The organism is Carboxylicivirga litoralis (assembly GCF_025499605.1).
GTDB lineage: Bacteria > Bacteroidota > Bacteroidia > Bacteroidales > Marinilabiliaceae > Carboxylicivirga > Carboxylicivirga litoralis.
On sequence record NZ_JAFMVC010000004.1, the window covers coordinates 115,975 to 139,855 of the forward strand.

A 23,881-nucleotide genomic window follows, 5' to 3' on the forward strand; every position below is an offset into this window, starting at 1 on the left:
ACTTAATCTATGAGATGGAATTAAAATCAGGAATCTGGCAATATTTCATTGATTATAAGCGTTTAAAAGTAATACCTCATAATTAATGCATATTCATTGCTGTGAATAATCTTAACGACATAATAAAAGGATGTCAGAAAGGTAAAGCTTCTGCGCAAAAGCAATTGTATCAGTTGTTTGCGCCAAAGATGTTTGCTGTTTGCTTGCGGTATAGTAAAGACAAAACAGAAGCTGAGGATTGTTTACAGGAAGGATTCATAAAGGTTTTCAATAGCATAGATAAGTTTGGTTTCAAAGGTTCATTTGAAGGTTGGGTAAGGCGTATTATGGTTAATACTGTTATTGAGGTGTATCGAAAAAAGCAACCCGAGTTGTTGGTAGACGATTTTCCTTTACTAGCCGATGATGATGCCAATGAAGAATATGATGTGGCCTTTACTCAGGATGAGTTGATGGCAATGATTAAGGAGTTACCACCAAAGTATAAACTGGTGTTTAATATGTATGTAATTGAAGGTTATTCACATGCCGAAATTGCTGAAACAACAGGGATTTCACTGGGAACTTCCAAATCAAATTTAGCGCGGGCCCGGCAATGGCTTAAGAAAAATATTGAAGATAGAATTATAGAGAAAAAGCAGGCTGTATGTTAGAAGGTGGAAGAAATATAGATACTGTTTTTAGAGATGAGCTAAGTAACCATGAAGTTGCTCCGGATGCTTATGTTTGGGAATCGCTTAATAAAACGATGCAAAAGCAAAAGCGCCAGTCGGCCATAATAATTATGTGGCGAAGCATAGCGGCAGCTTGTATAATTGCATTAATTGCGGTATCAATAAGTTTACTCAATAGAGTGAGTGAACCCTTAATCAATCAAACGGCAGAAGCTACGCAAGATAAGGTTGAAAATACACCGGAAGTTTCAGGTGAGCTTGCGTCAAAAGTTGAGGATGCTCATCTTTCCGAAGAGCCAGCTATTGGAAATGATTTGGATGTGCCTGTCTCAAAAGAAGTGGTGCCTTTAACTCAGAAGTCTGATGAGTATGAGATGCTCTATGCATACGGTGGTGATAACGTATATAAAGAACAATGTCTGGCCTCAATTACAGAAGTGAATCTTAGTTCTGAAAATAGGTTGAGTACTGAGCTTCGTTCAAAACAGGAAAAGGTTTATTATCCAATTTACAATCCGCTTCCTGAATCAGAAAACAGTAAGAAGAAAACAACTATTAGTATTGGAGGCGTTCTTTCGCCTTCGTATAATTCAAAAACCAGTAGTGGAGGAACCAATACGATGCGGGCAGCATCGGGTGTGGATGTAAACGAAAGTGGCATAAACTCACTTGGAGGTGGTTTGCAGGTTCGTGTAAATACTGGTTCGCGTTGGAGTTTTGAAACAGGTGTTTTGTATGCACAGGTAGGTCAGGAGGTGAGTAATAACTATAACTACCAGCCATATAAACAGGTCTCGTTTAATTCTCAGGCATCAAATACTACTCGCCTTGCTAATTCTATGGGGCCGATTGTGGCAAGCAAGAGTCAAAAGCTTTATGACGCGCCACTTACTGATAATATGGTTGAAGCATCGTATAGTGCAGTGAATTCGGTGAACGAAATTAAACAGACGCTTGATTATATTGAGGTGCCAATCATGGCGCGTTATTCTTTGTTTGAGAGCTTTCCATATTTGTCGGTAGCCGGTGGTTTTAGTTCAAATTTTTTGGTCGATAATACAGCTTATTCGCTCGAGGGTGGTACAGAGCAAAAGATAGGAGAGACGGATCATATCAAACCATTTGTTTTAAGTAGCTCGGTAGGAATTGGAATCGATGTGCCTCTCTTTAAATCAATTCATTTAAATGTGGAGCCACGATTGAAGTACTTCCTAAACTCGGTGAGTTCAAACGATGATTATAACTTTCAGCCTTATTCATTTGGGGTTTATGGAGGACTGACTTTTATTATTAAGTAAGTTATTTAAGTGATTCTATCATCTGGAAGAAAACACCCTTGTTGGCAAGTAAATCCTTGGGTTTTCCAACTTCAGCAATTGTACCGTTTTCCATTACCACAATCATATCGGCCAGTTTAATAGTTGACAGTCGATGACTGACAATGATGGCCGTTTTGTCTTCTGAAATATCTTTAAAATGCTTGATAAGGCTGGCTTCGGTAAAAGCATCCAGTGAGCTGGTTGGTTCATCAAGGATTATAACTTGAGCGTCTGTGTTATAAAAAGAGCGAGCTAATGCTGTGCGTTGCCATTCGCCTCGGCTCAACATCTGACTGTCCCTGAAAAGTGTTCCTAAAGTTGTTTTATACCCATTCGGAAGTTTTGAGAATATATCATGCAGCCCTGCTCTATGAGCAGCTTGTTCAATAGCTGCATCATCACCGGTTCGTTGCATGTTGCCAAAGAGAATGTTTTCTCGCGCACTGACGTTGTAAAGCATAAAATCCTGGAAAATGACAGAAATATTTTGAGCAAGTTGTTCACTGCTTATATCACTCCAGTTACGATTGTCAATGAAAATTTGTCCCTTGTCAGGCTTGTGTAAACCACAAAGAAGTTTAACCAATGTTGTTTTACCACTGCCGTTTTCGCCAACCAAGGCTATTGTTTTGCCTTTAGGGATGCATAGGCTGATGTTGTTTAATACCTGTTTGTTGGAATTAGGGTATCTGAAACTTACATCATTTAGTTGAATGCCTTTGTGTATGGGGCTTGGAAAATCTTTTGTGGCTGTATCTTCTTTAATTTTAATGTTTCTGAATTCAAAAAAGTTTTTCAGGAAAAGGTTGTCTTCATATAATGAGCTCAAATTTCCAAGCAGACCTTGTAATATGGCATAAGCCCTTTGAAGTGCCAGGAAATACATGGCCATTGTACCGCTACTGATATCTCCTTCGATGGTTTGCTTGATGACGAAGCCAATAATGAGTAGTAAAATAATGGTTGAAAATAATTGAACGGAGGCTTCGTTGATGGTTTTTGATTTTGATAAAGACCATTGCTTGGCTCTTAGATCATGTTTAAAGCGTTCGTATTCTGTTTTAAAGGTTGTTCCCAGGTTGAAAACGCGCAGTTCTTTGGCAAAATCTTTTGCAGTGAGCAGGCGGTTGTAATAATGGACACGTCGTTCGTCTTCTGTATGTTTCTTTCTATATTGATAAAGTCTTCTTGTATATAAAATTCTTAAGTAAAAGATAGGTGCACTGGATATAACTAAAATAGGAACAAGGCTCCAATGGATATTGCTCAAAACAACCAGGATAAGTGTCAGGGTCAGGCTGTTTTGCGCCACTTGCAATAAGCTGTAAAAAATTCGGGCAGGGCGAAAATTGGAATCGTTTAAAGCCCGGTAAAATACATTTTGGTAATTGGAATCTTCAAAGTAGCGGTAATCAATATGAATGGTTTTTTTGTGGATAATGTTTTGAACGTAATCATTTACAAAGTGACTTTGTCGCTCTCTAACCAGGCTGCTGATGGAGCCACTTATAGCATTGAGTAGGAAAAAAGCAGCAGTTAAACCAATTGTTGTATATAATAGTTGAGAATCCACTGTAGGGGTGTTGATTTGTTGTCCAACAATATCAATTAGCTGTTTGACAACATAAAGCAAGAGAAGTGGCATGCAGCCCCGAATAACTGTGACCAAGGCGTTTATATATGTCCATCTTGGTGAACTGTTATAGACAATTCGGATGGATTCTAGCAGGTGATTAAGAGTGAGCTTATTGCCAGGTTTCATTCAGGAATGATGTGTTGATTAAAACACTAAAATAACACAAATATAAAAGTGAGCCGATGAATTGTTAGTAATATTAGTGGTGCTAACGTTATTTTTCTGAAGCGCAGTAGTGATGTATTGAAACTATACGTCTTTAAATAGCTTTAGTTGTATTCTCCCCATGTAGTAAAATAAGCGACCTGTTATAAAGGTTAGTTGTGGCATTGTTTTTTTGAATATCCAAAATAAACCTTTGTGGCAGCTTTTGTCTTTATTGTGTCGTTTACGGCTAACAACAGTACCAATTACTTCTGTTGTGTTTACCGGACGGTCGGCAAATACCAACCCATCGCCTTTAAAGTAATAGGTTGCGTTTTCTTGCTTGTAAACGCGGTGGGCTATTAAAACATTCTGACTGATAAAAACACCAATGTCACCTTTCTCTGGTTTTTGTGGTGACACAAATAAGATGTCTCCCGGTTTGAGCAAAGGATACATGCTCATACCATGCGCTGGCACCTCCACTTGTTTGCCTTCTTGCAGCAATTGAATAAGCGCTTCTTGTATGTTTTTATTCGCCAAATTCATTTAATATCAACTCTACTATTTCAGTGTCGGGTTTAAAGCCACACTCATAAACGCCACATGACTCAGATAATGAAAGAAGTGCATTTAACCTGTTTTGGACCTGTGCTTCATTATACTGAAACTGCATGCAATTCCCCATCAAGCCTAAAGCGCCTTTTAGCGTTGGTAGTTTTTTTAGGTAGTTATCCGGTGATTGTTTGATTAAGAAGAGCTTATGTAATAATACATTTTTATTCTTGTCCTGATAGAACGGCATTGGTGTATTAAAGGCTTGAAAACCATTGCTTCCGGGCATAATTATCAATCGATCGTCATTGATAATGGTGGCACCGCACTTTTGCCATAAGCCAGCCATGGTTGATTTACCTGTTCCTGATACAGCTGAGAAAAGATAGCCTCTGCCTTTGAAGTCAACAGTAGAGGCATGAATAACAAAACCACCATAGAAATGCACTATATATTGTAAAAGCAATATGCCTAAAGGATGAAAGAAAGGATCAAGCAAATGGTTTTTAATGGTGCTATGCTTTACTTGAATATCAACAGTTTGCTCTTTGGTGTTGATATAGCAAACAGCTTTATCTATAAAGGTTTTATCCTCAAATTCGGCATAGATACCTTCTAAATTGTCCTGTTTAATAACACTCCACTTGTAAGGTAAGTCTTTCTCAAACTTTTCTGAGCCTTTAAATACTTCTGTCCAGCTATTTAGTGTATTTTCATTACAAGAATTAATATTGAGAATCCATAGTGGCGTATTTGAAGAAGGAGAGTTCTGAAATAGATGACTGCCTCCTTTATCATCAAAATCAAAAAAGGGGGATAAGATGTTTGCTTGAAATCTTATGCCCCCAATCGAGTAATATCTTGTTTTATTTGATTCTGTCATTTTTACATATTCGAAAAATCAGGACTGTCACCACCAAATGGATACTCAGCAGCCGAAGGATTTTCAAATTCTGGAGAAGGTGCGGAGGCTGCTGATGGTGCAGCTTCGCTCGCTTGTGCAGGCGGTGTAATTGCACTTCCGGCCCATAAACTGATCATGCCATCAACAAAGTGCTCCTCAATATCTGGTTTAATATATTTTCTTTTAATAATCATTCCCAAAAACTCATCATTTTACAGTTCTCCTATTATACCATTAGCAACAGCTTTGTTTAGGAATTGTTCCAAATCTTTTTCTGCTGTTTGTTCATCAATTTCAAACTCATTTATGATCAGCCTAATAATTTCCCCCGCTGATTTTTCAGAAGTCAAATTGTTATATATAAAAGAACCAATTTCATTCAATGAGAAAACTTTTTCCATTTGAGCAACAGTTCCAACAATTGGTATAATAACCGTTTCATTTCCTACAGTTTTTTCAACAAAGCCTGTTTGCTTCTTATAGAGTTTGTTTCTCACAGAATTCATTTAAAACATTGGCAAAAATATAAAAAAACAGATTTCAAGCACTTAATTAGGTTAAAAGAAATGATTAATTTGACCAATGACTGAATTCATTGTTTAAATATTCGATTTCTTTACTTATTCCATTTTTAGAATTCTGTTCTTGCAAATGGCGCTGCATCCTGACCAATAAACTCCTTTTTCAGGTATTTGTGATAACCGTTAATGGCTATCATAGCAGCGTTATCTGTTGTGTACGAGAATTTTGGGATAAAGGTTCTCCAATTTTTCTCTTTAGCTAATTCAGTCAGGCGATTTCGCAAGCCCGAATTTGCAGAAACACCACCGGCCAGCGCAACCTGAGTGATGCCAGTTTCTTTAGCTGCTTTGACCACCTTGTCCATCAATATGTCAATAATTGTTTTTTGCAGTGATGCGCATATGTCGGCTTTGTTCTCCTCAATAAAATCAGGATTATTCTTCAGCTCATCTCTTAAGAAATACAAAACAGATGTTTTTAATCCACTAAAGCTGTAGTCGTAATCTTTAATTTTAGGTTTGCTAAATTGAAATGCTTCAGCATTTCCTTCTTTAGCCAATTTATCAATTAACGGACCGCCCGGATAGGGAAGTCCCATTATTTTAGCACATTTATCAAACGCTTCACCTGCCGCATCATCAATGGTTTGGCCAATGATTTCCATGTCCAGATGATCGCGTACAACGATAATCTGGCTGTTTCCACCTGACACCAATAGACATAAAAAAGGAAATTCTGGCTGGTCAGTATCATGCTCATCTTCTTTAATGAAGTGAGCCAGCACATGTGCATGTAAGTGGTTAACTTCTATCAATGGCAAGTCGTTTGCGAGTGCAAAACCTTTTGCAAAAGAAGTCCCAACCAGCAATGAACCCATCAAACCAGGCCCCCGAGTGAAAGCTACAGCATCAACTTCGTCGCGTTCAATGCCCGCATCTTTTATGGCTTTTTCAACAACCGGGATAATATTTTGCTGGTGAGCACGCGATGCTAATTCAGGTACAACACCGCCATATGCCTTATGAACGTCTTGATTAGCAACTATATTTGATAAAATTACGTCATCTTTAAAAACCGCCGCAGAAGTGTCATCACAAGATGACTCAATACCCAAAATAATCACACTCATAATTTTGTCAGATAGAATTATTCATATTCAAATCAAAATTCCCACCTTTTTCTTAATTTTGGTGAGTTAAAAACGGGGTAAAAATATAAAAAAAAATATCAAAATAGGATTGTATGTTTTGGCGGCACTAATTATAGTGCCACTAATGCTGTATTCTATATTGTTGCTGCCTTCTGTTCAAACTTCTGTGGTCAATTATATTACCCGTGAGTTAAGTGAAGACTTAAATACTGAAATTTCTATTAAGCGGGTTCATTTACGACCTTTTAAAACCCTGGTTCTGGATGATGTGGTAGTGTTTGATCAGCAAGCTGATACATTGCTGTCGATAAGTCGGTTGTCGGCTCATATTGACTCGGTTTATTTCCGAAGAAAGAAGTTGTATTTAAACAGGTTAAAGGTTGAACAGCCTTTAATTAATGTATCAAAGCAAGATTCGTTATACAATTATTCATTTCTTTTAAGCGCATTAAAAACAAAGCAAAAAGGGTCCAGTGAAGAAGGTGCCTGGAATGTGAACTTAAATAATTTCGGTGTCGAAGATGGACAATTGCGCTATCATAACGATTCGGCAGGAAGTAATTTTCAGACTTCGGAGCTAACGCTGCAAGTGAACGATATTCGATTGGATAGCTTATGGCATTTGTCGTTGGCAGAATTGTCATTTAATAGTACAAGCGGGTTTAATGTCGAAAAGGCTGAAGGTAAACTGAGTTTTAACAAGTCGTACCTAACCTTTAGTAATGGACTATTTGAAACGCAAAAATCAACCCTTAATATTGATTCGCTGAATCTGAAAATGATTCCGGAAAATGAAGGCATTAACAAAATTGCTCATTTTTACCTGGATGTGCAGAGTTCAAAAGTGAATGATGATGACTTGTCTTTTCTGCTCAAAAAAAATGTACGGCTACCAGAAATACGCTTATCAGGTCTGGTTAATGGGACGGTTGATAATATAAAAGGGCGAAACGTGCGCTTGCAGTTTGGACCACATTCCCAGATAAGCTCCAGTTTTGATATTAATGGATTGCCTAATCTGGATGAAACATTTATATACTTTAATGTCAATCGACTCAAAACCACTCCGGCCGATTTAGAAAGTGTGTTATCTCAGGTTCAGGGGCAGGCACTTAAGTTACCTGAGGCCATCAAAAACCTCAATATGATTACATATTCCGGTAACTTTACCGGTTTTCTGACGGATTTGGTGGCCTATGGCGAGTTTAATACCGCGTTGGGTAAGATTAATACAGATATTGGTTTGAAGATTGATGCCGCTAATAATCTAATCTTCTCTGGTAATTTATCTACCCAGCAATTTGATGTTGGTAAGCTGGCCGGCGCTGAGCAGTATGTGGGCGATGTATCTATGTCGGTGGCTATCAACGGACGCCGGCAGTCAGCCAACAACTACAATGCTTTTTTAAGTGGAGTAGTTGATACCATTACGGTTAACAACTATGCTTATAAAAATATCAAACTGAACGGTTTGTTTGCCAATAATAAGTTTGATGGCGATTTTTTAATTGATGATCCTAACGGACAGGTGGGCTTTAATGGTAAAATTGATCTATCGGGCGAGGTACCTAATTTTAGTTTTATTGCTCACCTGACAGAGTTGAGACTGAATGAGCTAAACTTGTTGAAAAAACATAAAAATGCAGTCTTAACAGGAGATATAGAGACTGAGATTTCAGGACGAGATATTAACGATATTGTAGGCTATCTCAATATTAACGATGTTAGTTATCGCTATGATAAGCACAAGGTTTCAATTGATTCGTTATTGCTGATTTCGGTTCGAGAGGGTGAACGCAAACGTATTGTTTTACAATCTGATATTGCCGAAGGCGACTTGGTAGGGGTCTATAACTTTACCAACCTTGGCAATATGCTCAAGCAAAACCTGACTAATTTTCTACCCTCGTTAAAGTCAAAAGTCAATGTGAAGGAGAAGGATGTTAAAGAAAATGATTTTACATTCTCGTGTACCTTTAAGAAAATGTCTGATATTGCTGCTTTGTTTAGTCCGGATATAGAGATTTCCAATAATGGACTCTTACTTGGCAATTATAGTACGCTCACCGGTGAAATGGATGTTGAAGCCGAAATTCAATATCTGAATTATAAGGGTATCAAGGCAACTCATCCCGAAGTGCATATTTCAACCGATAGTAATAACAAATTAATGGTTGTTTCGCGTCTGAAGGATTTAAATGTCAATAACCTGGGGTCTTTTCAGAATTTGAGTTTTCATCAAACCGCATTTAACGACACCTTGCAGTTTAATGTGTTTTGGAATAACTGGGATGAATTTACCAATAGTGGTTCTATAATGACAAGCACATCGTTGCGTGCACGCGATAATGGAGTTTATGCCAGCACTGAGTTGCAACCGTCGTATGTGATGGTGCATGATAGTCTTTGGGAAGTACAGTCAACAACCCTGCATTATCATCCTGATGGCTTTTCGGTTAAAAACTTCAGAGTTCATCATGGTAACCAGGAGATTGGTATCAATGGTTTTGTGCATCGGCATGTAAAAGATGGTTTGCGTGTGCACTTTCAAAATATTAGCCTCTCAGATATGGTGGGATACCAGGATTTGAAGCAAGTGGAAATTTCGGGCTTTTTAAACGGCACCCTTGATGTGCAAAAGCTCTATACATCGCCTGTTATAAGTGGCGACTTAAGTATTAACGACTTCAATTTTAACAACGATGAGCTAGGCGATTTTGAAGTTGTGGCCGAATACCTGCCCAAGAAAGAGCAAATACAAATTAAGTCTAATGTAACGAAGGGAGCTATCCAGCCGCTTAAAGGAGGTGGAGTTATCGATTTGGCACAACAGAGTCTTAATTTGCATTACGATATTAATATGCTGGAGATTGGCTTTTTAAATCTGTACCTCAGCCGAGTGATGCAAAAATTGTCGGGTAATGCCAGTGGTCAACTGTCGGTGGTAGGACCTATAACAGCTCCTGAATTGATTGGTGGGTTGTATATCAACAAAGCCTTTTTCGATGTTGATTTATTGCAAACCACTTATTCAATGACCGATTCGGTATTGTTTAAGCCTGATTTGATTGAATTTAAAGGTATACAATTATCTGACCGCAATGGCAAGCAAGGTTCATTTAATGGAACTATCAGGCATCATGCATTTCGCAATATGCATTATGATTTACGTTTGATAACCAATAATATGCTGGTGATGGACACCAAATACACTGATAATCCTCTTTATTATGGAGAAGTGTATGCCGATGGAAATATGTCGGTGACCGGAACAACTAAGGATTTGGTGATTGATATTGGTGGCCGCACAAGGGAAAATACTGAGTTTTTTATTCCACTGACAGATGAGGAAAGTGCTGAAGAAAGTAGTTTTATTCGTTTTGTTAATGCGCAGCAGGAAGAAGATGATGAACAAAAATCAGTAAAGGTAGCTGATGAATACGAAATAGATTTAACCGGGATGACGGTAAGTATGGATTTGGATATTACACCAGATGCTCGTTGTCAGGTTATTTTTGACTCAAAGGTGGGCGATATTTTAAAGGGTAGAGGAAATGGAAACCTTCAGATTCAAATGGATAAAGAAGGTGGTATCGTGTTTTTTGGTAATTTTAATATTGAAGACGGCGACTATATGTTTACGCTTCAGAATGTGTTGAACAAGAAGTTTGTCATTAATGAGGGCTCATCTATTCATTGGGATGGTAATCCCTATGATGCCGTTATTGATTTGAATGCAAGCTATAAATTAAAAGCAAGCTTACTTGATTTAATGGGTAACCCTGAAGAAGTGCAAAGTGAATATGGACGAAGAATACCGGTGGATTGTAATATGATATTAACCGATCGTCTGACCAAACCAAATATTCGATTTGAGATTAAAACGCCATCTAACCAGGATAATAATCAAACAATTATAGACCAATATATTAACACCGAGGAGGAGACCAATCGCCAAGTACTCTCTTTGCTGGTATTGAACAAGTTTTATTCGCAGGAAACGAATAGCACAAATAATCAAAGTGGTTTTTCGTCAGGCAACAATGCTGCATTGGTAACTACCACCGAAATGTTATCCAATCAGTTAAGTCATTGGTTGTCACAAATAAGTCGTGATGTGGATATTGGCGTAGCCTATCGTCCGGCCAGCGAGCTAAGTGACGATGAAGTGGAAGTGGCTTTGTCAACACAAATGTTTAACAACCGGGTGGTGGTAAACGGCAATGTGGGTTACGGTAAAGACCAAACCCGACCAAGTAACCTTATTGGTGATTTCGACGTTGAGGTAAAACTGAATAATGCTGGTAATATAAGAGCCAAAGCTTATACACGTACCAATAATGACCTGGTTTATTCAACCAATACCTCGCCCACAACACAAGGGGTTGGTGTTTCGTTTAATCAGGAATTTGATTCTTTAGAAGAGTTAATGCAGAAATATTGGATGAAAATATCAGGTAAGAGCAAGGCTGAAAAAAAGAAGAAGAACGCAGAAGAGACTAAAGAATAATATTTTTCGTTCTGTAATAAAAAGTGATTTATTTATTTTAGTGCAGATTTTAACGACAAGAATAATTTCTTGCACAATTATTGCTTAATTCGATTGACTAAAAAATTATAATATGAATTTGTTTTTATTCATTCAGGCTAATGCCGAAGAGCTGATTACAGAAGGAGTAGCTGAAGGGGCTGAGAAAATGAATCTTTTTAAAATGGCTAAAGATGGCGGTATTATTATGATTCCATTGGTGCTGTTGTCCTTTGTAGCGGTGTATATTTTTATTGAGCGCTACCTGGCTATCCGCCGTGCAACCAAAGAGGATGCCGGTTTCATGAATAAAATTAAAGACTACATTCACGAAGGTAAAATCGAATCGGCTTTGGCCTTGTGTCAATCGCACGATTTTCCTATTTCGCGTATGATCGAAAAGGGAGTAACACGCATTGGTCGCCCATTGAGCGATGTCAATACGGCCATTGAGAATGTGGGTAACCTCGAAATTTCGCGCTTGGAGAAAAGTTTGCCAACACTGGCAACAGTGGCCGGAGGGGCACCCATGATTGGTTTCTTAGGTACTGTAATTGGTATGGTAAAGGCATTTTTCGATATGGCGAATGCCGGTAATAATATTGATGTGCAGTTGTTGTCATCGGGTATTTACACGGCCATGGTAACCACCGTAACGGGTTTGGTGGTTGGTATCGTCGCCTATTTTGCCTACAATATTTTGGTAGCAAAAGTTGAAAAAGTGGTGTTCAAGATGGAAGCTCGCACCATGGAGTTTATGGATTTATTGAATGAACCAGCGCACTAAGCATGGCTTTAAAGCGAAGAACGAAAATAAGCGCCGCCTTTAGCATGTCGTCGATGACCGACATTGTGTTCCTGTTGTTGATCTTCTTTATGATTACGTCAACAATGGTACATCCCAATGCCATTAAGTTATTGACACCTAAAAAGGCAACGAAAAAGGTGGTGGTTGAGAAATATTTGAATGTGCGTGTAACATCATCGGGGCGATTTTATGTTGAAGGTAAACGAGTGGGGGATGAGGCCATTGAATCGGGCCTGGTGGCTGCTTTTAACCGCAATGATAAAACCATTGTGAAGCTGCGAACGGATAAAAATGCTTCAACAGGTAATGTGGCGCGTATTTTGGATATAGCGGAAACGAATGGCATTAAAGTAATATTAGACATCCGGTAATGGCACTTAAAAAGCGAAGTAAAATAGAAGCAGGATTCAGCATGTCGTCCATGACCGACATTGTGTTCCTATTGCTGATTTTCTTTATGATTACCTCTACTTTGGTTACACCGCAGGCCATTAAGGATATGGTGCTGCCCAAAAGTGATCACCAGGTGTCGGCTAAGCCCAACACAACCATTTCGGTAACGGCTGATTTGCGCTATTTTGTGGAAGGCGAACAGGTGCCTTTCTGGAAAATAGAACGTCGCTTAAAAAGCATTATCGAAGTAAGTCCGGATACTTATATTGCTTTGCACGTGGATGAATCAGTGCCATTTTCGGTGGTGGGGCGCATCCGCGATATCGCGATACGAAATAAATACAAGTTGATATTGGCAACTCAGGGAAAATAAAAGATGGAAGACAGGGATAGAAGATACGGCATTATAGGGTCCGCCATTTTTCATGGGGTCATCTTGTTATTGTTGATGTTTTTTGGTTTAACAACCATGCCACAAGAGGAGGAGGGGATTTTGGTTAATTTTGGTGATACCGTGCTCGGACAAGGTGAAGTAGAGCCGAAAGAATCGGTAGCTAAACCTGTGGAACAACAAAATACACCGCCGCCACCTAAAGTGGAGAACATCCCCGAGCCCAAAACATCAGAGCCCGAACCAGAAGAGAAAGTAGAAACGCAAGACTACGATGAGGCTCCTGTAGTAAAAACAGCGGAGCAAAAGAAAAAAGAGCAGGAAGAAAAAGACCGTATAGAACGGGAACGCAAACAGCGTGAAGAGCAAGAGCGCATTGAACGCGAAAAAGAAATAGAACGCCAGAAAGAACTGGAGCGTCAGCGCCAGATTGAAGCAGAAAAGGAAGCGCAACGTCAAAAAGAGTTAGCAGAGCAGCGTGCCCGCGAAGAAGCAGCGCGTAAGAAACAAGAAGAACAGGACCGTCAGGCGGCAGAGGCACGTAATCGCGTAACAGGAGCTTTCAGTGGCAAAGGAACAGGAGATAGCTCATCGGAAGGCGATACTGGCGGTAGTGGTAATCAAGGCCATATTACCGGCGATCCAAATTCAAAGAATCGCAGTGGCGATGGTAAAGGCGACTCGGGTAGTGGCTTTGACCTGCAAGGTCGTTCTTTGGTTGGGAGCTTGCCTAAGCCGCAGCATAACTCTAATAAAGAGGGAATTGTGGTGATCAAGATTGTAGTTGACCGCAATGGTTATGTTACCTCTGCAGAGTTTCAGATGAAGGGCTCAAATACACAGGATAGAGAATTGGTAGCCAATGCTAAGGCCGCTGCTAAACGCGCCAAGTTTAATGCAGACAAAACGGCCAATGCCTACGCACAAGGAACCATTACATATCATTTTGTTTTAGACTAAAAATGTCCTGCCCCCGGCAGCAATACTTCCGCACTCGCGGAAAACGTCCTGCCGTCAGCGGGAACACTTCCGCGCTTGCGGAAATGATGCTGCCGAGAGCGAGAACACTTCCGCACTTGCGGAAGCCGTCCTGCTGTTAGCTGGAATACTTCCGCGCTTGCGGAAACCGTCCTGCCGATAGCGGGAACTGTAATTTCTAAAATAGCTCAATTACAAAAGCAGCACCTTAACAGCCGCCACAAAAACCGTTGTTAATAAAATATAGCGGATATACTTAACGCCGATTTGTTGAGCGTATTTTGAGGCAATAAAAGCACCGCTTGCATTACCAATGGCCAGAATAATACCGTATATAAAATTTACTTGTCCCGACCAGATAAAAATAACTAAAGCCACTGCGGTATAGGTCAGCACAATAAACACCTTAATGGCGTTGGCTTCAATCAGGTCATATCCCACACCAAGCACTAGGCCTGCTAATAAAAAGAACCCCACGCCAGCCTGTATAAACCCACCATACACGCCAATAAAAAAGAAAATAACGATTTGCCAAACGGCCGGTTTTTCGTTGGCCTGTCCAGCCTGTGCTTTCACCCATTTATCGGGTTTAAGCAAGATGATGAAGAACATCACAAACAATAAGGAGCCAATAAACAGGTTCAGAATGTCTTCATTAATAGAAATAGCAATAGAAGCCCCAATGATAGAGCCTATCAAAGCTGGCACAACCAAAAACAAACTGCTCTTGTAATGGATTAGTCCCTGCTGTTTGAAATTACGCACCGCCACCACATTCTGAAAGAAAATAGCAATGCGGTTAGTGGCATTGGCCTGGTGAGGCGACAGGCCTAAAAACATGAGCAATGGCAAAGTAATTAAAGAGCCACTACCAGCAAGGGTATTGATAAACCCGGCAAAGAGGCCGGCCAATATAAGGAGGGCTACATTGAGTATTGAAATGTCCATATGGCAAATGTATGGATTTCATACAAAACAAAAGCCGCTCTCATTCGAAAGCGGCTTTGTGTTTTTGCTATATGTGAATTGCTATCAGCTAACAGCCAATAGCTAGTAGCTATACTCTACCATGCAAACATAGGCTTATCAGCCATCAATGCATTTACTTTTTTGCGTGTTTCAGCAATCGCTTCTTCATTGTCGATGTTAGAAATTACTTCGTCAATCAAACCAACGATGGTACGCATATCGTCTTCTTTCAAACCACGCGAAGTGATAGCCGATGTACCCACACGGAAACCAGATGTAGCAAATGGCGAACGTGTATCGAAAGGCACCATGTTTTTGTTAATGGTGATATCCGCTTTTACTAAGGTGTTTTCCACTTTTTTACCCGAGATGTCAGGGAACTTCGTGCGAAGGTCAATCAGCATTAAGTGGTTATCGGTTCCACCAGAGATGATTTTGTAGCCCAGTTTAAGGAATTCATCAGCCATGGCCTGAGCGTTTGAACGCACCTGGTCAACGTAAGTAGCAAAGTCATCCGATAAAGCCTCGCCAAAAGCAACTGCTTTAGCTGCAATAACGTGCTCTAATGGTCCACCTTGCTGTCCTGGGAATACAGCGAAATCCAATACGGCGCTCATCATCTTGGTTTCTCCTTTTGGTGTTTTGTAACCAAATGGGTTTTCGTAGTCTTTACCCATCAAAATCATACCACCGCGAGGGCCGCGTAATGTTTTGTGCGTAGTAGTTGTTACAATATGGCAATGCTCAACAGGGTTGTTCAAACGACCTTTGGCGATTAAACCGGCTGGGTGAGCCATATCGCAAAGCAATAAAGCACCAATCTCGTCAGCCAGGCGACGCATGCGGGCATAATCCCATTCGCGCGAGTAAGCCGAAGCACCTGCAATAATCATTTTAGGCTTGTGCTCACGAGCAATTGCTTCCATCTCATCGTAATCCACCAATCCGGTATCTTCTTTAACGTGATAACAAACCGGGTTGTAAGTTACACCTGAGAAGTTAACCGGAGACCCGTGTGTTAAGTGACCGCCATGCGCTAAATCCAAGCCCATAAAGGTATCACCTGGCTTTAATACAGCAAAGAAAACGGCTGCGTTAGCCTGAGCGCCTGAGTGAGGCTGTACGTTAGCATACTCAGCACCAAATAACTCACAAGCACGGTCAATGGCCAATTGCTCAGTTTGGTCAACTACCTGGCATCCGCCATAGTAGCGCTTGCCTGGGTAACCCTCAGCATACTTGTTAGTTAAACATGAACCCTGAGCTTCCATTACCTGCTCACTCACAAAGTTCTCTGAAGCGATTAGCTCAATACCTTCTTTCTGGCGAGCGTATTCCTTCTCAATTAGGTCGAAAATTACAGTATCGCGTTTCATCTTATGATATAGTTTTTAAGATGTGAGTATCAAAACACACCATCCAGTTAGGTCGATTGTGTCTTTAATACAAACTGATTATGATTATTTATTAATAGTATTCGTTGAACGAGAGCCACCGTTGTGGCCTTTAACGTGAAGATTGGGTATGTACTTAATCTTCTATTTATTTGTTTTTAAGCGGAGGAACACAAATTTACATCAACCATCCGATAAAAAAAACATTGCAGTTTATAACTTTTCCTGAGATGCAAAAATGATATAATACAGAGTTGATATTATTCATGTTTTGAAATGGGGCGAAGGAGTTGGTTCTTAGTTTCTTGTTTGCAGTTCTGTGTTCAGGGCATAAGGTTTCTAAATCAACAAAGTTGCACATTGGGATGCGTCCATTGACTAAGGTAATTGTCATATGATTACACTAACTTAAAATACGATGAAAAATTTATTACTAACCTTGCCATTATTATTCACTTTCATTTTTGCTAATGCCCAGGAACAAACAGTTGAACACGACTATCGGGGAAGTGTCATTCTCAACTGGGCGCCGTTATCAGCTCTTGATACCTATTCGCGCTTTCGTGTAGGTGCCGAAATTGGTGTTTCGCAACGAACCAGTGTTGGTGTTGATGTTGGTTTTAACCTGTCCAATTACGAAAGGGGTGGATATCATGGCGGATGGAACGACAGAGATTACAGTGTATTTGAAATTCGTCCGGAATTCAAGTTTTTCTTTAATGATAAGTACAGAGCCCGTTTATATAACGCGGTTGAATTTTACTATATCTACTTAGAAGAGGATTTAGAAGACGATCATTACTATCAGGATAAGGGAGAAGTGAGAATTGATTTTGATGCTGCCACATATACGAAGGCTAAGTTTGGTGCACACTATAAATTTGGGGTGAGTTTACGAATGGGCTCACGAATGGTATTTGATCCCTATGTAGGTGTTGGTATCCGTTTGGTCGAGCGTGAATATGTTGATGTGCAGGGGGCTGTTGTAGACGCTCATAATGGCTCGGACTGGGATGAGTGGTTTTGGTCTGATAGTCAGCGTTACGAAGGTAATTTCTGGGGCGTCAACTTTGTTGGCGGGTTTCGTTTAGGTATTTATCTGGCAAAGTAGGGTTTCCAGTTTCCAGTTTTCTGTTTTGAGTTGAGAGGTTTTCTTCAACATTTAAACTTTTCAACCAATTCCTCAATTCCACAGTTTATCACACATTCAATTAATATGATTCACTGAGGCTTGCCTCGGGTCAGCTTTTTTCTCCCCTGAATTCAGGGGAGATGGCCGATTTATATCGGTCAGAGGGGTTGATAAGGAAAACTCGGTTTTCTGCGAAAGCAGAAATAAAGTCGCCGAAATACCACGTGGGCTTGCCTTGGGGATAGGTGACTTTAAAAGTTTTCTTTATTTAATCATCCGAATAATGAATCAATACTCTTCGATAGACAGAGAAAATCTTTGATTTAGAGACAAAGCCAAGGTACTTGCCATCTTTAACGACTGGCAGGTTCCAGGCGCTTGTATCCTCAAACTTGCGCATGACCTTATCCATGTTTTCATCGCACTCAATCATGGCCGGAGGGAGTGACATCAGTTCCTGAACAGTTGTCTCATGATATAGTTCGTGGTTAAACATGATCTCACGGATATCATCCAGCAGCAGTATGCCTCGTAATTCATCTCTGTGGTTCACCACAGGAAATATATTACGCTTAGAGGTAGAAATGACTTTTACCAATTCGCCTAAAGTCATCTCAGGGTATACTGTTTTAAAGTCTGTTTCCAAAACCTTATCAAGCCGCATCAATGTTAATACCGCTTTATCTTTGTGGTGCGTTATAAGTTCGCCTTTTTGAGCCAGACGTTTGGTATAAAGCGAGTGAGGCTCAAAATACATAATTGTGAGGTAAGCAATGGTTGAGGTAATCATCAGTGGGATGAAAAGACCATATCCATTGGTAATTTCAGCTATCAGGAAAATAGCGGTTAAAGGGGCATGCATCACGCCTGCCATCATACCAGCCATTCCAACCAGGGTAAAGTGAGAGGATGGCACTTCGGAAAAACCTAATGTATTTATCAATCTGGCAAACAGGTAACCCGTAACACCTCCCATAAATAGTGTTGGTGCAAAAATACCACCAATACCACCACTAGCCGTTGTTGCAGCTGTGGCGAATACTTTAAAGATGATGAGCAGAATTAAAAACGCAATCAGTGCCCATGCGTTATCGTGCCATCCGTAAAAGAAACTTTCACCCATGACAGACTGGCTATTACCATTGAGTAATGCAATAATGGTTTGGTAACCTTCACCGTAGAGTGGAGGGAATAAAAAGATTAGCAAGCTCAAGGATAAACCACCAACAATCCATTTAGTGTAAGGGCTTTTCATCTTACCGAATTGCTTTTCGGTATTCATAATACCTCGGGTAAAGTATAATGAGATAAAACCGGCAATAATACCAAGCAATACATAATACGGAATGTTATTAAGATGAAAAGGTGCTTCAAGCGTAAAGGCAAATTCGGCCCCTTTTCCCAAAAAGAAATAGGCTATGGTTGAAGCTGTAATCGCTGAGATTAATAAGGGAACAATAGATGCCATGGTCAGGTCGAGCATCAGCACTTCTAACGTAAAAACAAGCCCGGCGATCGGTGCTTTAAAGATGCCGGCAATGGCGCCTGCTGCACCACATCCCATCAGAAGGATGATGGTTTTATAATTCATCCGGAACAGACGGCCTAATGTTGACCCAATGGATGCACCGGTTAATACAATGGGGGCCTCGGCTCCAACCGAACCGCCAAATCCGATGGTAAAAGTACTGGTGATGATGGATGAATAATTGTTATGACTTTTGATATGACCACCTCGTTTAGAAATGGCGTATAATATTTTACTAACACCATGACCAAGACTGTCTTTTACAAAAAACTTAATAATGAGAATGGTTATTAAAATACCAATCATCGGGTAGGCCAGATAGAGGTAGTTTCTGTTTTCTAAATTAAAATTTTCGGTCAGCAAATGGTGAGTAAAGTGCACGGCATTTTTAAGCGTAACAGCTGCTAGTCCGCTAAACACACCAACCAGTAGGCTTAATATTAATATAAAATGCTTCTGGCTAATGTTTTTAACCCTCCAAATAAGAATTTTCCCGATGATTCTATTAAGCTTGCTCATAATGGCGCAAAAGTAATACAAATTAAGTGAGTAGGCTTTCGCTTAAATCGATTTTTAACGAATGTTAATAGAATAAGTCTTTATGAATCCGGGTTAAAGCGAGAGTAATAAAAAAGAGGAAGTTATTGCCTCCTCTTTTAAATATCATCTTGGATATGTTTTTACATTTTAGGCTCAATCTCTGCCCAATTCTCTTTTCGGGCAATTCGGCTGACCTGCATTTCACTCACGCAAAACATTTTGGCTATCAGGTTTTGTTTGACGCCTTTTTCAAGCATGCCTTTAATAACGGCTACGTCATCTTTCGATAGCTTGGAACTGGTTACTACTTTTCCTGCTTTCTTGCGAGCTTCCTGCAATACTTTATGCATGCGCTTATAACTCTCGGCTTTTGTCACCCATTGTAGGTTAGTGTAGTAATTGTTCTGTTTGTTCCAGTCCAGGTGAATAACAACATCCTGATCCTCTGCTGTTTTGTCAACGAAATATTCAGCGGTAAGCTTATGCACTAAGAATGATTTCTTCTGTCCTTCTACTCGTAAGCTCACATTAAAAAAGCCTTTTATATTGCCCAGCTTAACAATACGGCCATTTACTTTATCGTAGCAATAGCTTTTAATACGACCATAATTACTTATTTCGTATTTTTTATCTGTAAACGTAAGCTCTTTCCAGTGCTCATCATCAATTTTTCTAAGCTTACGTTCATTCATGTTCGGTTTCATTGCTCTTTTAGGTTAAAGGTTGAAAATTAGATTAATGTTACCTGATATATTTAAGTTATGTCCTCACTTTTTTATGAGATGTATGATGTAGAGAAATTCTACTAACAGTTAAAAGGTAACAGCAAAAGTATGAAAAAGGATTTGGCTATTCAATATCTTATTGACTTTTAGTGCTGTTAAAAAAAGTTAAGCCCTGTGAAACTAACCTTTAGCGAAGAATAGTAGACGTGAGTAAATAGTACTACTTAAGTGCATTTTCATATCTTTGCAGGCAAAATATTATTACAATGACGTTAGGTATAGATGATAAGGAACTTGAGAAGTTTATTTTGGTAGGCGATCGTATATTGTTAAAGCCAAAAGTGCCGCAAAGTAAAACGAAATCTGGATTATACCTGCCTCCAAGTGTTCAGGAAAAAGAAAAAGTACACAGTGGATACATTGTAAAGGTTGGGCCAGGTTATCCTATACCAACTTCGCCTGACGATGATGAAGTTTGGAAAAAGAAGGAGGATGCCATTAAATATGTGCCATTACAACCCAAGGAAGGAGATTTGGCAATTTATTTGCAGAGTGGAGGTTACGAAATAGAATACAAAAAAGAGAAATATGTGATTGTCTCTCAGTCAGCTGTTTTAATGGTGATTAGAGACGAAGGCTTGTTTGAATAAGATATTGCTTAAATGGGAGATAGAATAATTACTAATAAAGCCAATTACTGGAAAGAGAGTGAAGGGCCAACCTGGGCTTTGGCACCAATGGAGGATGTGACTGATACCGTATTTCGTGAAGTGGTGATGCGTTTGTCTAGTCCGGGGAACCTGCATTTACTTTTTAGCGAATTTTTATCAACCGATGGTTTTTGTCATCCGGTGGGGAAAGATAAGGTGGTGCACCGTTTTCATATTAATGAAAGTGAGATGGAGTTGGTTAAGCGCGACAATGTGAAGCTGGTGGCTCAAATTTGGGGAACAGATCCGGAGAAGTTTTACAAGACAGCTCAATATATTGCCAACGAAACGATTTTTGATGGCATTGATATCAACATGGGCTGCCCAATGAAAAATATTATCAAAAAAGGTGCTTGTTCAGCCTTGATAAATACACCAGAGCTGGCTCGGGAAATAATAACTGCTGTGCACGAAGCAAGTGACTTGCCTTTGAGCGTTAAAACACGAGTTGGGTTTAAATCAGTTGTAACGGAATCGTGGATATCTAACTTGTTGCAATCAGAAGCAGACGCTCTAATAGTACATGGGCGTATACAGAAAATGATGTCGGAAGGAGAGGCTGACTGGAATGAGATTGGTAAGTCGGTTGAGTTAAGAAATCAGATTAATCCAGGTATGAAGTTACTGGGCAATGGTGATGTGATGTCAATAGAAGAGTCTCTGGATAAAGTGTTGGAGTACGGTGTGGATGGTGTCATGGTTGGGCGCGGCATTTTTCATAATCCGTGGTTTTATAATACTGCTTATTCACCTTCAATGGAAGAAAGGGTAGAAGCCTTAAGAATGCACTCTGAGTTGTACGCTAAAACATGGAACGGGATTAAGCCCTGGGCGATTTTAAAACGATTCTTTAAAATTTACACCAATAGTTTCCCGGGAGCCGTGCAATTGCGTGCTCAGCTGATGGAAACCAATGGTCTTGAGGAGGTGGAGATCATCCTTAATGACTTTTTAAAAGAGCAAGAGGAACGACGTCTGGCAAAAGAAGCCTAGGAGTTATCTCCTATGAAAACATCTTTAACTGATTTCGATAGGCGGTAAATGCGTTGGCTCGTGAGATGAAGCCCAGGTATTTACCTTTATCGATAACAGCAATGTTGAAGCGGCTCGATTTTCTGAACATTTCCACCAGGTCTTCCATTGTGTCGTCAGGACTAATATAATAGGCTGGCATATACATAAGGTCTTTTACCAAGGTGGTTTTGTACAGTTCTGGTTTGAATATGATTTTTCGGATATCATCCATTTTGATCATGCCATGTAGCTGCCCTTCTTCATCTACAACAGGAAATAAGTTGCGGTGTGCCTCAGAGATAACCGCCACTAAGTCACCCAATGTAGCATCTGGTTTTATCTTGGCAAAATCAGTTTCAATCAGGTTCTTAACCTCCATCATGGTTAGTATGGCGTGGTCTTTATCGTGTGTAATCAATTCGCGACGCTTAGCCAATTGATGGGTATAAACCGAATGTTTTTCAAATGTTTTAGTCGTAGCAAATGAAGCGGTAGCAGTTATCATAAGCGGTAAAAACATCTCATAACCGCCTGATAAGTCTGCAATTAAAAAGATGCCAGTTAAAGGCGCCTGTAAGACACCAGCAATCAGCCCAGCCATGCCAATCAAAGCAAAATTAGGCACATGTAATTGATGGATTCCTAATTTATTAACAATTGAGGCGAATAATAACCCTGTATTGGCACCCATAAACAAGGTTGGTGCAAAGATGCCTCCAACGCCACCACTGCCAAAGGTTAATGAAGCTGCTACTACTTTTAGTAAAATAATGATACTAAGGATAGAAGCCATAGCGGCAAAATTATCTGTTAAGGAAGCAAAAATAGAACCGTCAAAAATATGACTGGCATTACCAGCAAGCGCCTGGTTAATGAATTCATAGCCTTCACCATATAGCGATGGGAAAAAGAATAGCAGCGTTCCCAGTATTAGTGTGCCTACCAGAAAGCGAATACGGTTCTTTTTAAATCTTTCAAACCACAGTTCAATTAATATATATACATGCGTGAAATAGGTGGCCACAAACCCAGCTATTATTCCTAAAACCACGTAATAGGCTAAGTCAATCATTTCATAGGTGGTGGTTACCTCAAATGGATAGACAACCTCTTGCCCCATAAATAAATACGAAGTAACAACAGCCGATATTGACGCCATTAAAATAGGAACTAACGACGCCAGAGTTAAATCAAGCATAATCACTTCCAGTGCAAACACAATGGCAGCAATAGGCGCCTTAAAAATAGCCGCCATAGCTCCGGCACAGGCACAACCTAACAGTAGTTTGATCTGGCGGTAATTTAAACGAAAGAGCTGACCGATGTTACTGCCTATTGCCGCTCCTGTTGATACAGTGGGGCCCTCCAACCCCACGCTACCACCAAATCCAACAGTTAATGCACTTGTTATGATAGATGAAAACATGTTATGTCGGTTCATCTGCCCCTGATTCTTAGAAATAGCATAGAGCACATTAGGAATACCATGACGCACCGGGCGTTTAATTATATATTTAATAAATAGCACAGATAGTAATATCCCAATAGATGGGGTGATTAGGTATAAGTACCCTTTACTGCTCTGTGTATAATGATGAACTAACTCACTGATAAAATGTACTGAGTTTTTAATGATTACAGCAGCTAAGCCCGCTCCAACACCCACCAATATGCTCAAAATCATCATGAACTGGCGGTTGCTGACATGCCTTAAACGCCATACTAAAAACTGTCTGAAAAGGGATTTTCGATTCATGGATTTTGATTGTAATAGCAAGGTAACAAAAAAGTGTAGATTTTGACTTTGTTGTATAAAAGATGTTGTTTAAATAGATTGAAGATATCTTCTCTTTTAAGCCGGATAATG

Annotated in this window: 21 protein-coding genes; 10 read left to right on the forward strand and 11 right to left on the reverse strand. The window is 39.8% G+C overall.

What is annotated here, in order from left to right; genetic code table 11:
• The first annotated feature begins 101 nt into the window (after positions 1-101).
• Entirely contained in the window at positions 102-653 is a 552-nt protein-coding gene (locus J1N10_RS05690) for an RNA polymerase sigma factor (protein ID WP_262325715.1), read from the forward strand.
• Positions 647-1,972: a PorT family protein gene (locus J1N10_RS05695; RefSeq protein WP_262325716.1), complete on the forward strand. Its 1,326-nt coding sequence runs from the start codon at positions 647-649 to the stop codon at positions 1,970-1,972. The genes J1N10_RS05690 and J1N10_RS05695 overlap by 7 nt, the downstream gene beginning before the upstream one ends.
• A gap of 1 nt (position 1,973) precedes the next feature.
• Here the strand turns inward: J1N10_RS05695 and J1N10_RS05700 are convergent, their stop codons facing one another.
• The 6 genes from J1N10_RS05700 to tsaD form a co-directional block, all read right to left on the reverse strand.
• Entirely contained in the window at positions 1,974-3,755 is a 1,782-nt protein-coding gene (locus J1N10_RS05700; RefSeq protein ID WP_262325717.1) for an ABC transporter ATP-binding protein, read from the reverse strand.
• Positions 3,756-3,878: 123 nt separating this feature from the next.
• Entirely contained in the window at positions 3,879-4,322 is a 444-nt protein-coding gene (locus J1N10_RS05705; RefSeq protein WP_262325718.1) for a S24/S26 family peptidase, read from the reverse strand.
• Entirely contained in the window at positions 4,306-5,211 is a 906-nt protein-coding gene (locus J1N10_RS05710) for a hypothetical protein (protein ID WP_262325719.1), read from the reverse strand. Before J1N10_RS05710 ends, J1N10_RS05705 begins: the two co-directional genes overlap by 17 nt.
• Positions 5,212-5,213: 2 nt before the next feature.
• Positions 5,214-5,432 (reverse strand): hypothetical protein, encoded by a 219-nt coding sequence (locus J1N10_RS05715; protein ID WP_262325720.1) that lies wholly within the window; start codon positions 5,430-5,432, stop codon positions 5,214-5,216.
• 12 nt (positions 5,433-5,444) lie between these two features.
• The gene (locus tag J1N10_RS05720; protein WP_262325721.1) at positions 5,445-5,729 is read right to left on the reverse strand and encodes a PqqD family protein; all 285 of its coding nucleotides are present in this window, start codon (positions 5,727-5,729) and stop codon (positions 5,445-5,447) included.
• Between the two features lie 134 nt (positions 5,730-5,863).
• Positions 5,864-6,883: a tRNA (adenosine(37)-N6)-threonylcarbamoyltransferase complex transferase subunit TsaD gene (tsaD, locus tag J1N10_RS05725; protein WP_262325722.1), complete on the reverse strand. Its 1,020-nt coding sequence runs from the start codon at positions 6,881-6,883 to the stop codon at positions 5,864-5,866.
• A gap of 118 nt (positions 6,884-7,001) precedes the next feature.
• On the opposite strand from tsaD, the gene J1N10_RS05730 reads away from it, so the two are divergent.
• The 5 genes from J1N10_RS05730 (at position 7,002) to J1N10_RS05750 (ending at position 13,984) form a co-directional block, all read left to right on the forward strand.
• Positions 7,002-11,414: a translocation/assembly module TamB domain-containing protein gene (locus tag J1N10_RS05730; protein ID WP_458339605.1), complete on the forward strand. Its 4,413-nt coding sequence runs from the start codon at positions 7,002-7,004 to the stop codon at positions 11,412-11,414.
• A gap of 112 nt (positions 11,415-11,526) precedes the next feature.
• A complete protein-coding gene (locus J1N10_RS05735; RefSeq protein WP_262325724.1) occupies positions 11,527-12,219 on the forward strand; it encodes a MotA/TolQ/ExbB proton channel family protein in 693 nt (230 codons plus the stop codon).
• 2 nt (positions 12,220-12,221) lie between these two features.
• Positions 12,222-12,611, forward strand: a complete 390-nt coding sequence (locus J1N10_RS05740) for an ExbD/TolR family protein (RefSeq protein ID WP_262325725.1) — start codon at positions 12,222-12,224, stop codon at positions 12,609-12,611.
• Complete coding sequence (locus tag J1N10_RS05745) at positions 12,611-13,006, forward strand: ExbD/TolR family protein (RefSeq protein WP_262325726.1); 396 nt, start codon at positions 12,611-12,613, stop codon at positions 13,004-13,006. Before J1N10_RS05740 ends, J1N10_RS05745 begins: the two co-directional genes overlap by 1 nt.
• 3 nt (positions 13,007-13,009) lie before the next feature.
• The gene (locus tag J1N10_RS05750; RefSeq protein ID WP_262325727.1) at positions 13,010-13,984 is read left to right on the forward strand and encodes a cell envelope integrity protein TolA; all 975 of its coding nucleotides are present in this window, start codon (positions 13,010-13,012) and stop codon (positions 13,982-13,984) included.
• 210 nt (positions 13,985-14,194) lie between these two features.
• On the opposite strand, the gene J1N10_RS05755 is transcribed toward J1N10_RS05750, so the two are convergent.
• Positions 14,195-14,950 carry a sulfite exporter TauE/SafE family protein gene (locus tag J1N10_RS05755; protein WP_262325728.1) on the reverse strand — a complete coding sequence of 252 codons (756 nt, stop codon included), beginning with the start codon at positions 14,948-14,950 and terminating at the stop codon, positions 14,195-14,197.
• Positions 14,951-15,066: 116 nt separating this feature from the next.
• A complete protein-coding gene (gene glyA, locus J1N10_RS05760) occupies positions 15,067-16,347 on the reverse strand; it encodes a serine hydroxymethyltransferase (protein ID WP_262325729.1) in 1,281 nt (426 codons plus the stop codon).
• A 436-nt stretch (positions 16,348-16,783) separates the two neighbouring features.
• Between glyA and J1N10_RS05765 the strand changes: the two genes are divergently transcribed.
• Positions 16,784-17,476 carry a DUF3575 domain-containing protein gene (locus J1N10_RS05765; RefSeq protein ID WP_262325730.1) on the forward strand — a complete coding sequence of 231 codons (693 nt, stop codon included), beginning with the start codon at positions 16,784-16,786 and terminating at the stop codon, positions 17,474-17,476.
• A 289-nt stretch (positions 17,477-17,765) separates the two neighbouring features.
• Here J1N10_RS05765 and J1N10_RS05770 read toward each other — a convergent pair whose 3' ends face one another.
• Both J1N10_RS05770 and J1N10_RS05775 read right to left on the reverse strand, forming a co-directional pair.
• A complete protein-coding gene (locus J1N10_RS05770) occupies positions 17,766-19,544 on the reverse strand; it encodes a chloride channel protein (RefSeq protein WP_262325731.1) in 1,779 nt (592 codons plus the stop codon).
• A gap of 161 nt (positions 19,545-19,705) precedes the next feature.
• Positions 19,706-20,269, reverse strand: a complete 564-nt coding sequence (locus J1N10_RS05775; RefSeq protein ID WP_262325732.1) for an NUMOD4 motif-containing HNH endonuclease — start codon at positions 20,267-20,269, stop codon at positions 19,706-19,708.
• A 287-nt stretch (positions 20,270-20,556) separates the two neighbouring features.
• Here J1N10_RS05775 and J1N10_RS05780 point away from each other — a divergent pair, with 287 nt between their 5' ends.
• Both J1N10_RS05780 and J1N10_RS05785 read left to right on the forward strand, forming a co-directional pair.
• On the forward strand, positions 20,557-20,940 hold the full coding sequence (locus tag J1N10_RS05780; RefSeq protein ID WP_262325733.1) for a co-chaperone GroES: 384 nt from the start codon (positions 20,557-20,559) through the stop codon (positions 20,938-20,940).
• 12 nt (positions 20,941-20,952) lie between these two features.
• Positions 20,953-21,993: a tRNA dihydrouridine synthase gene (locus J1N10_RS05785; protein ID WP_262325734.1), complete on the forward strand. Its 1,041-nt coding sequence runs from the start codon at positions 20,953-20,955 to the stop codon at positions 21,991-21,993.
• 10 nt (positions 21,994-22,003) lie between these two features.
• Here J1N10_RS05785 and J1N10_RS05790 read toward each other — a convergent pair whose 3' ends face one another.
• Positions 22,004-23,770 carry a chloride channel protein gene (locus J1N10_RS05790; protein ID WP_262325735.1) on the reverse strand — a complete coding sequence of 589 codons (1,767 nt, stop codon included), beginning with the start codon at positions 23,768-23,770 and terminating at the stop codon, positions 22,004-22,006.
• Between the last annotated feature and the right edge of the window lie 111 nt (positions 23,771-23,881).

Excerpts from the sequence above, each read along its gene's own strand:
- J1N10_RS05695 (WP_262325716.1), top strand. The coding sequence starts at position 647 with ATGTTAGAAGGTGGAAGAAATATAGATACTGTTTTTAGAGATGAGCTA.
- J1N10_RS05740 (WP_262325725.1), top strand. The coding sequence starts at position 12,222 with ATGGCTTTAAAGCGAAGAACGAAAATAAGCGCCGCCTTTAGCATGTCG.
- J1N10_RS05785 (WP_262325734.1), top strand. The coding sequence starts at position 20,953 with ATGGGAGATAGAATAATTACTAATAAAGCCAATTACTGGAAAGAGAGT.
- J1N10_RS05735 (WP_262325724.1), top strand. The coding sequence starts at position 11,527 with ATGAATTTGTTTTTATTCATTCAGGCTAATGCCGAAGAGCTGATTACA.
- J1N10_RS05745 (WP_262325726.1), top strand. The coding sequence starts at position 12,611 with ATGGCACTTAAAAAGCGAAGTAAAATAGAAGCAGGATTCAGCATGTCG.
- J1N10_RS05790 (WP_262325735.1), bottom strand. The coding sequence starts at position 23,770 with ATGAATCGAAAATCCCTTTTCAGACAGTTTTTAGTATGGCGTTTAAGG.
- J1N10_RS05765 (WP_262325730.1), top strand. The coding sequence starts at position 16,784 with ATGAAAAATTTATTACTAACCTTGCCATTATTATTCACTTTCATTTTT.
- J1N10_RS05705 (WP_262325718.1), bottom strand. The coding sequence starts at position 4,322 with ATGAATTTGGCGAATAAAAACATACAAGAAGCGCTTATTCAATTGCTG.
- J1N10_RS05700 (WP_262325717.1), bottom strand. The coding sequence starts at position 3,755 with ATGAAACCTGGCAATAAGCTCACTCTTAATCACCTGCTAGAATCCATC.
- glyA (WP_262325729.1), bottom strand. The coding sequence starts at position 16,347 with ATGAAACGCGATACTGTAATTTTCGACCTAATTGAGAAGGAATACGCT.
- tsaD (WP_262325722.1), bottom strand. The coding sequence starts at position 6,883 with ATGAGTGTGATTATTTTGGGTATTGAGTCATCTTGTGATGACACTTCT.
- J1N10_RS05780 (WP_262325733.1), top strand. The coding sequence starts at position 20,557 with ATGACGTTAGGTATAGATGATAAGGAACTTGAGAAGTTTATTTTGGTA.
- J1N10_RS05755 (WP_262325728.1), bottom strand. The coding sequence starts at position 14,950 with ATGGACATTTCAATACTCAATGTAGCCCTCCTTATATTGGCCGGCCTC.
- J1N10_RS05750 (WP_262325727.1), top strand. The coding sequence starts at position 13,010 with ATGGAAGACAGGGATAGAAGATACGGCATTATAGGGTCCGCCATTTTT.
- J1N10_RS05775 (WP_262325732.1), bottom strand. The coding sequence starts at position 20,269 with ATGAAACCGAACATGAATGAACGTAAGCTTAGAAAAATTGATGATGAG.
- J1N10_RS05770 (WP_262325731.1), bottom strand. The coding sequence starts at position 19,544 with ATGAGCAAGCTTAATAGAATCATCGGGAAAATTCTTATTTGGAGGGTT.
- J1N10_RS05710 (WP_262325719.1), bottom strand. The coding sequence starts at position 5,211 with ATGACAGAATCAAATAAAACAAGATATTACTCGATTGGGGGCATAAGA.